10 protein-coding genes and 2 tRNA genes are annotated in these 12942 nt (G+C 72.9%); 7 read left to right on the top strand and 5 right to left on the bottom strand.

Annotated elements, in window-relative coordinates; genetic code table 11:
* The coding region (locus VGD85_RS16735; protein ID WP_331064569.1) for a hypothetical protein at positions 1-834 on the bottom strand (834 nt) is incomplete at its 3' end.
* Between the two features lie 155 nt (positions 835-989).
* Between VGD85_RS16735 and VGD85_RS16730 the strand changes: the two genes are divergently transcribed.
* The 3 genes from VGD85_RS16730 to VGD85_RS16720 all read left to right on the top strand — a co-directional run bounded on the left by VGD85_RS16730 (position 990) and on the right by VGD85_RS16720 (position 5058).
* Positions 990-3371, top strand: coding sequence for an FdhF/YdeP family oxidoreductase (locus tag VGD85_RS16730; RefSeq protein ID WP_331064568.1), 2382 nt, complete (start codon positions 990-992; stop codon positions 3369-3371).
* A gap of 34 nt (positions 3372-3405) precedes the next feature.
* Positions 3406-4401, top strand: a complete 996-nt coding sequence (locus VGD85_RS16725; RefSeq protein ID WP_331064567.1) for a pirin family protein — start codon at positions 3406-3408, stop codon at positions 4399-4401.
* A gap of 87 nt (positions 4402-4488) precedes the next feature.
* Positions 4489-5058: a DNA-3-methyladenine glycosylase I gene (locus VGD85_RS16720; protein WP_331064566.1), complete on the top strand. Its 570-nt coding sequence runs from the start codon at positions 4489-4491 to the stop codon at positions 5056-5058.
* A 58-nt stretch (positions 5059-5116) separates the two neighbouring features.
* On the opposite strand, the gene eda is transcribed toward VGD85_RS16720, so the two are convergent.
* The 3 genes from eda to zwf are packed head-to-tail and all read right to left on the bottom strand — an operon-like array spanning position 5117 to position 9157.
* Positions 5117-5785, bottom strand: a complete 669-nt coding sequence (eda, locus tag VGD85_RS16715; protein WP_331064565.1) for a bifunctional 4-hydroxy-2-oxoglutarate aldolase/2-dehydro-3-deoxy-phosphogluconate aldolase — start codon at positions 5783-5785, stop codon at positions 5117-5119.
* Entirely contained in the window at positions 5769-7628 is a 1860-nt protein-coding gene (gene edd, locus VGD85_RS16710; protein WP_414690827.1) for a phosphogluconate dehydratase, read from the bottom strand. Before edd ends, eda begins: the two co-directional genes overlap by 17 nt.
* Positions 7629-7648: 20 nt before the next feature.
* A complete protein-coding gene (gene zwf / locus VGD85_RS16705) occupies positions 7649-9157 on the bottom strand; it encodes a glucose-6-phosphate dehydrogenase (RefSeq protein WP_331064563.1) in 1509 nt (502 codons plus the stop codon).
* A gap of 87 nt (positions 9158-9244) precedes the next feature.
* Here zwf and VGD85_RS16700 point away from each other — a divergent pair, with 87 nt between their 5' ends.
* Positions 9245-10432: an ROK family protein gene (locus VGD85_RS16700; RefSeq protein WP_331064562.1), complete on the top strand. Its 1188-nt coding sequence runs from the start codon at positions 9245-9247 to the stop codon at positions 10430-10432.
* Positions 10433-10466: 34 nt separating this feature from the next.
* Positions 10467-11867, top strand: a complete 1401-nt coding sequence (locus tag VGD85_RS16695) for an amidase (RefSeq protein ID WP_331064561.1) — start codon at positions 10467-10469, stop codon at positions 11865-11867.
* Positions 11868-11876: 9 nt separating this feature from the next.
* Here the strand turns inward: VGD85_RS16695 and VGD85_RS16690 are convergent, their stop codons facing one another.
* A complete protein-coding gene (locus tag VGD85_RS16690) occupies positions 11877-12668 on the bottom strand; it encodes a thioesterase family protein (protein WP_331064560.1) in 792 nt (263 codons plus the stop codon).
* Between the two features lie 69 nt (positions 12669-12737).
* Here VGD85_RS16690 and VGD85_RS16685 point away from each other — a divergent pair.
* Together VGD85_RS16685 and VGD85_RS16680 are read left to right on the top strand one after the other, a co-directional pair.
* Positions 12738-12810: transfer RNA gene (locus VGD85_RS16685), tRNA-Thr, on the top strand.
* A 55-nt stretch (positions 12811-12865) separates the two neighbouring features.
* Positions 12866-12939, top strand: a tRNA-Met gene (locus VGD85_RS16680).
* The last annotated feature ends 3 nt before the right edge of the window (positions 12940-12942 follow it).

Here is a 12942-nt window from a genome sequence, read left to right as displayed (position 1 = left end):
GACCGGCTCGCGGTTGAGCGTCTTGTAGGTGTACGCCGTGCCGAGCAGCACCACCGGAACGCTCACCAGCGCGCCGACGACGCAGATGATGAATCCGACGGCGGCGACCAGGCCGCCGACGATGTACCAGACGATCGTGTTGGCGAGGTTGTCCTTCACGAACATCACGCTCGCCTTGATCGCGTCGACCGGTGCCATGTTCTTGTCGATGATGAAGAACAGCGTGTACGACGTCGCGAACCCGACCACCAGGCCGGGCAGGTAGCACAGGATCGTGCCCACGAACGTGGCCACGGCGATGATCACGCTGGCGACGACCACCGAGCCGAGGTTGTCGGTCTTCAGCACGTCGGAGAACAGGAACGGCCGGCCGGCGGTGACGTTGAGCGACGCGCGGACCAGCCCGGCGCCGATGATCCACGCGAACACCAGGATGACGGCCGAGAGCAGGGCCTGGAGGATCAGGCGGCCGAAGAAGCCGGTGCCGTCGTCGCACTCGAGCACGCCGTCCTTCACCGAGCACGACGCGTCGGTGGTCAGCGCCCCCATCACGATGCTGCCGAGCACGCCGACGACCACGAGGACGACGACGAGGATCAGCGCGGACATGATGATCTGGGCCGCGTTGGCCTGGAACTTCGCCCACCCGTAGGACAGGGCGTTGCCGAGGCTGTAGCCGGTGCTGTCACCGCCGCCGTACGCCGGGGCCGGCGGGGGCTGCGGTGGGGGCGGCGCCGCGCCGTACCCACCTGTCGGCGGCGGGGACGGCGGAGGCGGGGTCGGCTCGGGAGTCTGCTCGGGAGTCTGTTCGGGAGGGGGTTCGTTGGTCGACATCCGGGCTCCTGGATCTGTCCGGCGGGAGTGCCAAGTCGCAACGTAGCGCCCGCGGACCCCGCATGGACAGGCTCAGCCGGGCTATTGCGGGGCATCGTGATGACCACGCGGGGTACTGCTTCCCCGGGTTGGACAGCGCGGACAGGATGGGTGCCATGGGCCGGAGACCTCCAGAGCGGGACATCGACGAGCGGGACCTGGACGTCTCGCCGCCCAAGCACAGCGCGGCCGGCGTGCCGGCCGTGGCCGTCGCGATGAAGCGCGCGGTCGAGCAGATGGGCGTGCGGCGTACGGCGCAGACGCTGCTGCGGCTCAACCAGGCCGACGGCTTCGACTGCCAGGGCTGTGCCTGGCCCGACCCGGACCCCAGCCGCCGGGCGACCGCGGAGTTCTGCGAGAACGGCGCCAAGGCGGTCACCGAGGAGGCGACGCGGCGCCACCTGCACCGGGACTTCTTCGCCGCCCACTCCCTCGACGACCTGCACGACCGATCCGACTACTGGCTGGGCCAGCAGGGCCGGCTCACCGAGCCGATGGTGGTCCGCGAGGGCGGCACCCACTACGAGCCGATCGGCTGGGACGAGGCGTTCGCGATGATCGCCCGACACCTGCGCGGCCTGGACTCCCCGGACCAGGCGATCTTCTACACCTCCGGCAAGACCTCCAACGAGGCGGCGTTCGCCTACCAGCTCTTCGTCCGGGCGTTCGGGACCAACAACCTGCCCGACTGCTCGAACATGTGCCACGAGTCCACGTCGGTCGCGCTCGCGGAGGTGATCGGCATCGGCAAGGCCTCGGTCACGATCCGCGACGTGCTCGAGGCCGACCTCATCGTGATCGCGGGCCAGAACCCGGGCACCAACCACCCGCGGATGCTCACCGCGCTGGAGGGCGCGAAGCGCAACGGCGCGCGAATCATCGCGGTCAACCCGCTCAAGGAGGCGGGGCTGGTGCGGTTCAAGAACCCGCAGCGTCCGCGCGGCGTCGTGGGGCACGGCACGGAGCTCGCCGACCTGCACCTGCCGCTGCGGATCAACGGCGACCTCGCGCTGTTCCAGGCGATCGGGTCGCTGCTGCTGGAGTGGGGCTGCGTCGACCGCGAGTTCGTGGACCGCCACACCTGGGGGTTCGACGCCTGGGCCGAGCACGTGCGCACCCTGGACTGGGACGTCGTGCTCCGCTCCACCGGCCTGTCGCGCGAGCAGATCGAGGAGGCCGCGCGGATGTTCCGCGACTCGAGCGCCACCGTCATCTGCTGGGCGATGGGGATCACCCAGCACCGCAACGCGGTCGCGACCGTCAAGGAGTTCGCCAACGTCGCGTTCCTGCAGGGCAACATCGGCAAGCCCGGCGCGGGACTGTTCCCCGTGCGCGGGCACTCGAACGTGCAGGGCGACCGGACCATGGGGATCTGGGAGCGACCGCCCGGCCACTTCCTCGACGCGCTGCGCGACGAGTTCGGGTTCGAGCCGCCGCGCGAGCACGGCTACGACAGCGTCGCCGCGATCAAGGCCCTGCGTGACGGCGACGCGAAGGTGTTCTTCGGGCTGGGCGGCAACTTCGTCTCCGCCGCACCGGACACCGAGGTCACCGAGGAGGCGTTCCGCCGGGCGGCGCTCACCGTGCACGTGTCGACCAAGCTCAACCGCTCGCACATGGTCCACGGTCGCGAGGCGCTGATCCTCCCCGCGCTCGGCCGCAGCGAGAAGGACCTGACCGGCGGCCGGGTGCAGCGGGTCACCGTCGAGGACAGCACCTGCTCCGTCCACGCCTCGCACGGTCCGCTCGAGCCCGCCTCGCCGCACCTGCGCTCCGAGGTCGACATCGTCTGCTCGATGGCGCAGGCCGTGCTCGGCGACCGGCACGCCCTGCCCTGGCAGGAGTTCCGCGCCGACTACACCGCGATCCGACGTCGGATCGCGCGCGTGGTGCCCGGCTGTGCGGCGTACGACGAGAAGGTCGACCGGCCGGGCGGCTTCGTCCTGCCGCACCCGCCGCGGGACAGCCGGACGTTCCCGACCGAGAAGGACAAGGCGATCTTCACGGTCAGCCCGACGACCGTGCTGGCGGTGCCCGAGGGGAGGCTGCTGCTGCAGACGCTGCGCTCCCACGACCAGTTCAACACGACGATCTACGGCCTCGACGACCGCTACCGCGGCATCTCCGGCGGGCGTCGGGTGGTGTTCGTGCACCCCGACGACATCGCCGCGCTCGGGCTGTCCGACGGCGAGCACGTGGATCTGGTCAGCGAGTGGGAGGACGGGTCGCAGCGGCAGGCCCCGTCGTTCCGCGTGGTCGCCTACGACACCCCGCGCGGCTGCGCGGCGGCGTACTATCCCGAGACGAACCCCCTGGTGCCGCTGGACTCCACCGCCGAGGGCAGCAACTGCCCCACGTCGAAGTCGGTGGTCGTCCGGCTGGTGCGCGCCGACGGCGGGCGCACCGGGGTGGTCATCCGTAGCGACGCCGGCGAGGTCACGCCTCCGGGTCGCGGTGACGAGTCGAAGAGGTACGTCGAGCCCGAGCACCTGAGCTGAGGAGCGGGCTGGACCTCGGGGCGACAATGGCCGGGTGAGCAACCTCGAGGACCGGCCCGACGAGATGACCTGCGCGGGCACGGTCACCCCGGGTGTCGAGATCATGACCCCGCGCGACGTGCCCCTCGGCGGGCCGCGCGCGATGCGGGTGCGCCGGACGCTGCCCCAGCGGCAGCGCTCGCTGATCGGCGCCTGGTGCTTCGTCGACCACTACGGCCCCGACCGGGTCGCCGACACCGGCGGCATGGTCGTCGCGCCGCACCCGCACACGGGCCTGCAGACGGTGAGCTGGCTGTTCACCGGCGAGGTCGAGCACCGCGACAGCGCGGGCAACCACGCGATGGTCCGACCCGGCGAGGTGAACCTGATGACCGCCGGTCGCGGCATCAGCCACTCGGAGGTCTCGCCGGCCGACACCACGACGCTGCACGGCGCGCAGCTGTGGGTGGCGCTGCCGTCCTCGGACCGCTTCGTCGATCCCGGCTTCGCCCATCACGCGCCGTCGCCGGTCACTGGGTCGGGGTGGACGGCGCGGGTGTTCCTCGGGTCGCTGCTGGGCGACACCTCCCCGGTCCCGACGTACACGCCGCTGCTCGGTGCCGAGCTGCTGCTCGACCCGGGCACGACGCTCGCGGTCGACGTCGACGAGACATTCGAGCACGGGGTCCTCGTGGACGCCGGCGTGCTGTCCGTCGAGGGCGTCGAGACCAAGAAGGACGACCTCGCCTACGTCCCTCCGGGTCGCACGACGCTCACGCTGACGGCGTACGACGAGCTGGTACGGCTGCTGCTCCTCGGCGGGCCGCCGTTCGGCGAGCGCATCGTGATGTGGTGGAACATCGTGGCGCGCACCCACGAGGAGGTCGTGGCCTGGCGCTCCGACTGGCAGGCGCAGATCACCCGGGACGGCGCGGTCGTCGCGGACTCCCAGGACGTCGCGCCCGGCCGGTTCGGCACCGTGGTGGGCGACCACCTCCCACCCATCCCCGCGCCGCCCCTGCCCCACGTGCGGCTCTCCCCACGCACCTGACGTATCGGCTCCCTCGCCTGCGGATCGACAGCAGATACGTCAGGTGCGTGGGGACCTCCGTCGGCGCGGTGCGCTTGGATGCTCCCCATGGGACCGGTGATCGGAGAGGACGGCGTCGCGCGCTGCCCGTGGGCGGGCGGCCCGGGCGTGATGCGCGACTACCACGACACCGAGTGGGGTGAGCGGGTCCACGGCGAGGCGGCCTACCTCGAACGGCTCACCCTCGAGGCGTTCCAGTCGGGGCTGTCCTGGTCGACGATCCTCAACAAGCGCCCGGCGTTCCGGGAGGTCTTCGGTGGCTTCGACGCCGACGTGATCGCAGCGTTCGATGCCGCCGACGTCGAGCGGTTGATGCAGGAGCCACGGATCGTGCGCAACCGGCTCAAGATCGAGGCGGCGATCACCAACGCCCGCGCGACCGTGGCGTTGCGAGCGGCCGAGGGGCTCGAGGCGTTCGTCCTCTCGTTCGCGCCCGCCGATCCACCCGCCTGGCACGACACCGACGAGATGACGACGACCTCCGCCGAGTCGATCGCCTTGTCCAAGGCGCTGAAGAAGCGCGGCTTCGCGTTCGTCGGCCCCACCACCATGTACGCCCTCATGGAGGCCATCGGCGTCTTCGACCCCCACCTGGTCGGCTGCTTCCGCCGCGGCTGAGGGTCGGCCACGCACCTGACGCATCTGCTGTGCGACGGGCGGCGAGGGGACAGTTCTGTCAGGTGCCCGGCCGGGTCGAGCGCAGCGCCGCGGCCTCCGCAGCGAGCCGGGTCACCCGGTCCCAGTCGCCGGCGGCGAGGGCGTCGGCCGGAGTCAGCCAGGAGCCGCCGACGCAGCCGACGTTCGGGAGCGCGAGGTACGCCGGGGCCGTCGCGGCGGTGATCCCGCCGGTGGGACAGAAGCGGACCTGGGGGACCGGGCCGGCGACCGACTTCAAGAAGGCCGTGCCGCCGGACGCCTCCGCGGGGAAGAGCTTGAGCTCGGTGCAGCCGGCCTCGACGGCGGCGAGCACCTCCGAGACGGTCGCGGTGCCGGGGAGGAACGGCAGGCCGGTGTCGCGCATCGCGCGCAGCAGCGACCCGGTGGTGCCGGGGGAGACGAGGAACCGCGCGCCCGCCTCCGCGGCGAGGCGCGCCTGCTCGGGCCGGGCGATGGTGCCCGCGCCGACGAGGATCTCGGGCACCTCGGCGGCGATCGCGCGGATCGCCTCGAGCGCGACCGGGGTGCGCAGCGTGAGCTCGATCGCCGGCAGCCCGCCGGCGACCAGGGCCCGCGCCACCGGCACCGCCTGGTCGAGCGAGTCGACCACGACGACCGGGAGCACCGGCACGACGTCGAGCACCGAGCCGAACACGGGGGTGATCAGGGACTCACGCTGGCTGGACAACGGCCACCTCCTGCGGGGGTACGGCGACGCCGGGGAACACGCTCGCGCCGGTGTCGGCCGAGCCGACGGTGGAGCGGAACGCCGCGAACAGCTCGCGCCCCGTCCCCGCCCACTCCGCACCCTGGGGCGCACGCCCGGTGACGGGTCGACGCGACAGCTCCTCGCGGTCCACGTGCAGATCCAGCACGCCGGCGTCCGGGTCGACGGTGATCACGTCGCCGTCGCGGACCCGCGCGAGCGGACCGCCGAGGGCCGCCTCGGGGGTGACGTGGATGGCGGCCGGCACCTTCCCCGACGCGCCCGACATCCGGCCGTCCGTCACGATCGCGACCCGCTGGCCCCGGTCCTGGAGGACGCCGAGGGCCGGCGTCAGCTTGTGCAGCTCGGGCATGCCGTTCGCGGCCGGGCCCTGGTAGCGGATCACCGCGACCAGGTCGCGACCGTCCAGCTCGCCGGCCGCGAACGCGCTGAGGAGGTCCTGCTGGTCGTCGAAGACCACCGCCGGCGCGGTGACCAGGCGGTGCTCGGGCTTGACCGCGGAGGTCTTGACCACGGCCCGTCCGAGCGGGCCGGTGAGCATGCGCAACCCACCGTCCGCTGCGAACGGGTCCGTGGCCGGTCGGAGGACGGAGAGGTCGAGGGAGGCCTTCGGCCCCTCCTCCCACGTCAGGTCGCTGCCGCGCAGCACCGGCTCGCGGGTGTAGAGCGAGAGTCCGTGGCCGGCGACCGTCCGCACGTCCTCGTGCAGCAGCCCGGCACGCAGCAGCGTGTGCACGAGGAACGCGATGCCACCCGCGGCGTGGAAGTGGTTCACGTCCGCGGCGCCGTTGGGGTAGATCCGGCACAGCAGCGGCACCACGGCCGAGAGCTCGGACAGGTCGTCCCAGGTCAGCGTGATGCCGGCCGCCCGGGCGATCGCCACGAGGTGGATCGTGTGGTTGGTGGAGCCGCCGCTGGCCAGCAGCGCCACGCAGGCGTTGACGATGGCGCGCTCGTCGACGATCTCGCCGATCGGCGTCGGCTCGCCGCCCTGCCGCGTCAGCTCGGTCGCCCGCCGTCCTGCGGCCCGGGTCAGCGCCTCGCGCAACGGCGTCCCCGGGTTCACGAACGACGAGCCCGGAAGGTGCAGGCCGAGCACCTCCATCAGCAGCTGGTTGGAGTTCGCGGTGCCGTAGAACGTGCACGTGCCGGCGGAGTGGTACGACGCGGCCTCGGCCTCGAGCAGCTCCTCGCGGCCGACCTTGCCCTCGGCGTACAGCTGGCGGACCTTCGCCTTCTCGCCGTTCGGCAGGCCCGACGCCATCGGCCCGGCGGGCACGAACACCGTCGGGAGGTGGCCGAACGACAGCGCCCCGATCAGCAGCCCCGGCACGATCTTGTCGCAGACGCCGAGCATCAGCGCGCCGTCGAACATGTCGTGGGAGAGCGCGATTGCCGTCGACATCGCGATCACGTCGCGGCTGTAGAGGGACAGCTGCATGCCGTCGCGGCCCTGGGTGATCCCGTCGCACATCGCCGGCACACCGCCCGCGACCTGGGCGATGCCGCCGGCGCGGACGACCGCCTTCTTCAGCGCCTCGGGGTAGTCGCGGTAGGGCTGGTGGGCCGAGAGCATGTCGTTGTACGACGTGACGATCGCCAGGTTCGGCTTGACCGACCCGCGCAGCGCGCGCTTGCCGTCGGGCTCGGCGGCCGCGAACCCGTGGGCGAGGTTGGCGCAGGCGAGCCGCCCGCGAGCGGGCCCGGTGTCGGCGGCGGCGCGGATGCGGCTCAGGTACTCGGCGCGGCCGGCGGCGCTGCGCTCGACGATCCGGTCGGTGACCGCCCGGACCGTCGCGTTCAACTGGGTGCTTCCAGGGGTGGTCACTGGTCGAGCTCCTGCCAGGTTCGGCCGTCCCGCTCGAGGAGCATCGCGGCGGCGGTCGGTCCGGGGGTGCCGGCGGGGTAGCGCTTCGGGCGGTCGCCGGTGACCGCCCACCGCTCGAGGATCGGCTCGGTCCAGGCCCACGCGGCCTCGACCTCGTCGCGGCGCATGAACAAGGTGGGGTTGCCCTTCATCACGTCCATGAGCAGCCGCTCGTAGGCGTCGGGCAGCCGCACCTGGAACGCGGTGGCGTAGCTGAGGTCCAGCGACACCGGCCGCAGCCGGTAGCCGCCCGGTCCGGGCTCCTTCGCGGTCAGGTGCAGCTTCATCCCCTCGTCGGGCTGGACCTGGATGTGCAGCCGGTTGGGCGTGGTCCCGCCCTCTGCGCCGGGGAACATCGAGTGCGGCGGCTCCTTGAAGACCACGACGATCTCGGAGATCCGCCGGTCCATCCGCTTGCCGGTGCGCAGGTAGAACGGCACCCCGGCCCAGCGCCAGTTCTGCACCTCGGTCTTGAGCGCCACGTACGTCTCGGTCAGCGAGCCGCCATGGCCGCCGGTGGTCTGCAGGTCCTCGGCGTACGACGGCACCGCGGCGCCGTCGACCAGGCCGGCGGCGTACCGCCCGCGCACCGTGTCGCGGTCGACGTCGTCGCCGGTCAGCGGCTTGAGCGCCTGGAGGACCTTGAGCTTCTCGTCGCGGACGGTCTCCCGCCCGACGTACGTCGGGGGCTCCATCGCGACCAGGCAGAGCAGCTGCAGCAGGTGGTTCTGGACCATGTCGCGCAGCGCGCCCGCGTTGTCGTAGTAGGCGCCGCGGCCGCCGACGCCCACGGTCTCGGACACCGTGATCTGCACGTGGTCGACCCAGCGGGAGTTCCACAGCGGCTCGAGGAACGTGTTCGCGAACCGGGTGACCAGCAGGTTCTGGACGCTCTCCTTGCCCAGGTAGTGGTCGATGCGGAAGATCTGGGACTCCGCGAAGACCCGGCCGACCGCCTCGTTGACCTCGCGGGCCGAGGCGAGGTCGTGGCCGATCGGCTTCTCGAGCACCACGCGGGCCTGGCTGTCGGCGACGCCCAGCTCGTCGAGGCGCTGGCAGATGGGGCCGAACAGCCGGGGCGCGACCGCCAGGTAGAACACCCGCACGGCCTCCTCGGCGCGCGGGCGGTCCTTGAGCAGGGCGTGCAGCCGGTGCCAGTCGTCGGGGTTCTCGGCGTCGAGCGGCAGGTGGTGCAGCCGCGCCGTGAACCGCTCGACGACCTCCTCGCGCAGGTCGCTCGCGGGCACGTGGGTGGCGAGGGCGGACCGGACGACGTGCCGCCAGCCGTCGTCGTCGAGCGGGGAGACTGAGACGCCGAGCACCCGGGTGTCGCCGGGCAGTTGGCCCTCGAGGTCGCGGTGGTAGAGCGAGGGCAGCAGCTTGCGCAGCGCCAGGTCGCCGGTGCCCCCGAAGACGGTGAAGTCGCACACGTCCGGGAGGGCGTGGGCGGCGGGGGTCGGGTCCATGGCTCCACGGTAGGGAGAAGTTTGGATCGATACAACCCTATCTAAGGTCTTTTCAAGATCGAAGTAGGGCGGTTTATGCTCAGCTCCGTGAGCCAGCTGGTCGAGAACCGTGAGAGCGCCGCCCCGGCCACCGCCGGCGAGCTGCTCGAGCTCGTGCGCACCGGGCGGGCCAGCACCCGCTCCCAGCTGCGGGCGCTGACCGGGCTCTCGCGGACCGCGGTCACCGCGCGGGTGACCTCCCTGACGTCCTCCGGACTGCTGGTGCTGGGCGAGGAGCTCGCCTCGACGGGCGGTCGCCCACCCGGCGCGCTGGTCTTCAACAAGGACGCCGGGGTCGTGCTCGCCGTCGCGATCGGCCGCTCGCGCACCCAGCTCGCGGTGCTGGACCTCGACGGTCAGGAGCGCTCCGCCGACTCCCGCGACCACGAGGTCGGCGTCGGTCCCGACGAGCTGATGGCCGACGTGGTCGCCCGGTTCCGGGTGCTGCTCGAGGGCATCGAGCCGCCGATCCTCGGCATCGGGCTCAGCCTGCCCGGCACGCTCGACCCCACGGCGGGGCTCAGCCTCAGCTCCCCGGTGATGTCCGGCTGGGACGGGGTGCCGCTCGCGCCGTACTTCGCCGAGCTCGCCGACGCACCGCTCTTCGTCGGCAACGACGCCGACGTCCTCGCTCGGTCCGAGCTGCTCGGTGGCGCCGGCGACCTCGAGGACGTGCTCGTGGTCAAGGCGTCCACGGGCCTCGGGCTGGGCATCATCGCCGGCGGTCGGGTGCTCAGCGGTCACCTGGGGGCCGCGGGCGAGATCGGGCACACCATCGTCGACGCCGCCCGCGACCTGCCCTGTCGCTGCGGCGCGGTCGGCTGCCTGGAGACCATCGCCGGCGGCTGGTCGCTCGTCGCGCGGATGGCCGAGTCGGGCCACCCGGTCGGACACGTCCGTGAGCTGGTGGCGCTGGCCCTGCAGGGCGACTCGGTGGCCCGCGGCCTGCTGCGCGACAGCGGTCGCGAGCTCGGCGAGGTGCTGGCCGTCGCGATCAACCTGCTCAACCCCGCCGCGGTGGTGATCGGCGGCGACATGGGGGCGGCGTTCGACTTCTACGTCGCGGGCGTGCGCGAGAGCGTCTACCGCCGCGCCGCGCCGCTGGCGACGCGGGACCTGAAGTTCCTGCCCGCCACCCACGGCGTCCGTGCGGGCGTCGTCGGCTGCGCCGCCCTGGCGCTCGACCACGTGCTCAGTCCCGTCGCTGTCGACAGCCGGCTGGCCGCGCAGGCCTGAGCGTCGAGTCGCCGATGAGCACTAGCGTGTGCTCGTGACCCGAGTACACGCGTTCGGCGACGACGCCCTCGGCAGCCTCGACGCGGTCGGCCTCGTCGAGGCGATCCAGGAGGGTGCCGTCTCGATCCCCGAGGCGGTCGAGGCCGCCATCGCCCGCACCGAGCGGCTCCAGCCCGAGCTGGGGGCGCTCGCCCACGTCGCCTTCGATCGGGCCCGGGACGAGGCCCGCGACCCGCGCGGTGGGTTCTTCGCGGGCGTCCCGACGTTCCTCAAGGACAACGTCGACGTCGCCGGGATGCCGACCCAGCAGGGCTGCGACGCATACCGCGGCCGGCCCGCCGTGCGCGACGGCGACTTCGCCCGGATGTTCCTCGCCACCGGCCTGGTGCCGCTCGGCAAGACGCAGCTCAGCGAGTTCGGGTTCAGCCCCTCCGCCGAGCACCCGCGCCTGGGTCCGGTCCGCTCGCCGTGGGACACCGCCTACACCGCCGGCGCCTCGTCGGCCGGTACGGCGGCGCTCGTGGCCGCCGGCGCCGTACCCATCGCCCACGGCAACGACGGCGGCGGCTCGATCCGCATCCCGGCGTCCGTCAACGGCCTGGTCGGCCTCAAGCCGACGCGCGACCGGCTCGCCCAGGACCGGCTGACCCGCCAGATGCCCGTGCGCATCGTCGCCGACGGCGTGCTCACCCGGTCGGTGCGCGACACGGCGGCATTCCTGCGCGAGGCCGAGCGGGTCTACCGGGCCCTGTCGCTGCCCCCGATCGGCGACGTGACCCGGCCCGGCCGGACCCGGCTGCGCATCGCGGTGCACACCGGCGGCATCGGGCGTACGGCGAGTCCCGAGGTCGTCGACCTGACCCTCAAGACCGCCCGGCTGCTCGAGGAGCTCGGCCACCACGTCGAGCAGGTGGAGCACCCCGCGCCGGCCACGGTCCCGGAGGACTTCCTGCTGTACTGGGCGATGCTCGCGATGACGATCGTGCGCACCGGCCGCCGGGTCGCCGGTCCCTCCTGGGAGCGGACCCGGCTCGACAACCTCACGCTGGGGCTGGACCGGCACTGCCGGCGCCGCATCCACCGGCTGCCGGGCGCGATCGCGCGGCTGCGTCGCCTCTCGCGGATCTCGGGCGCCTTCCACGAGCGCTACGACGTCGCCCTCACGCCGACGCTCGCCCACGCGACGCCGCGCGTCGGCCACCTCGACCCGGCCAACGACTTCGACACCGTGATGGAGCGGATCTTGGAGTGGGTGGCGTTCACGCCGTGGCACAACGCCACCGGCGACCCCGCGATCTCGCTGCCGCTCGCGACGACCTCGACCGGGCTGCCGCAAGGCATGATGCTCGCGGCCGGCGCCGGCCGCGAGGCCACGCTCCTCGAGCTCGCCTACGAGCTCGAGGAGGCGGCGCCCTGGCCGCGGATCACCGACTGATCCACGGCGCTACGAGCCGGCTCGGCGGGGTACGACGAGCAGCGCCTGCGCCGACCGGGCGACCAGCCCGCGCTCGTCGTACACGCTCGAGGTCGCGACGCCGACCGAGCCGTCCGCCAGCGTGGTCTCGGCGTCCAGGCACAGCCAGTCGCCGATCGGCTCACGCAGCACGTGCACGCTCAGCTCGGTGTTGAGGAAGCCCCACTCCCGCACGTCGAGCGCGGCGCTGGCGCCGGACGCGGAGTCCACGCACGCGAGCAGCCGCTGCACCGGGCTGGTCGGCTCGCCCACGACCAGCGCGGGCGCGCGCATCCACACCACGCCGGAGCCCGGCCGCTCGAGTCCGCCGTGGATCCAGCGCCACTCGATCGCGTCGAGGTAGCCGCCGTGCCAGGCCTGCGGGCGCGGGTGCGCGCTCCCGTCGGCCGGGGTGTGGGGGAGCGGGCCGGGGTCGCCCCCGGGGCCGGCCGTGCGCGGGAACAGCCAGGCCGCCGCGGTGGCCACCACCCGGTCGCGGGCCACGTCGTGCAGCTGCGCGGCCGCGAGCTGCACCGACCGTCCCGGTCGGACCACGCGGGCCGTGGCCGCGACCGGTCCCAGCGGCACCGGGCCCAGCAGCTCGACGGTGAACCGCCCGATCCGGCCGTCGCCGGCCTCCGGGAGCCGCTCGACCGCGCGTGCGAGCAGCGCCGCCGGCGGCCCGCCGTGCTGTGCGTCCGGGGACCACGGACCGGCGGTGGACGGCAGCGGGTCGAACGTCTCCGCACCCTCGGCCGACAGGCCCGGGGAGGGGGCGCGCAACCGGTAGAAACCGACCGGCTGAGCCGATTTTTCGATCACCCGTCCCCCTGTGTATTGTTCTGCGTCGTTGCCCCTTTAGCTCAGTCGGCAGAGCGTCTCCATGGTAAGGAGAAGGTCTACGGTTCGATTCCGTAAAGGGGCTCTGGGCAGGACGTTGCGTGACCGGGTTACTCTGGTGCACGCAGCCGTGCCCTCGTGGCGGGGTAGCTCAGGTGGTTAGAGCACACGGCTCATAATCGTGGTGTCGCGGGTTCGAGTCCCGCCCCCGCTACTG

The organism is Nocardioides sp. (genome assembly GCF_036401255.1).
Taxonomy (GTDB): domain Bacteria; phylum Actinomycetota; class Actinomycetes; order Propionibacteriales; family Nocardioidaceae; genus Nocardioides.
Note: the sequence above shows the minus strand (reverse complement) of the source record. Positions and strands in the feature narration are given on the sequence as shown.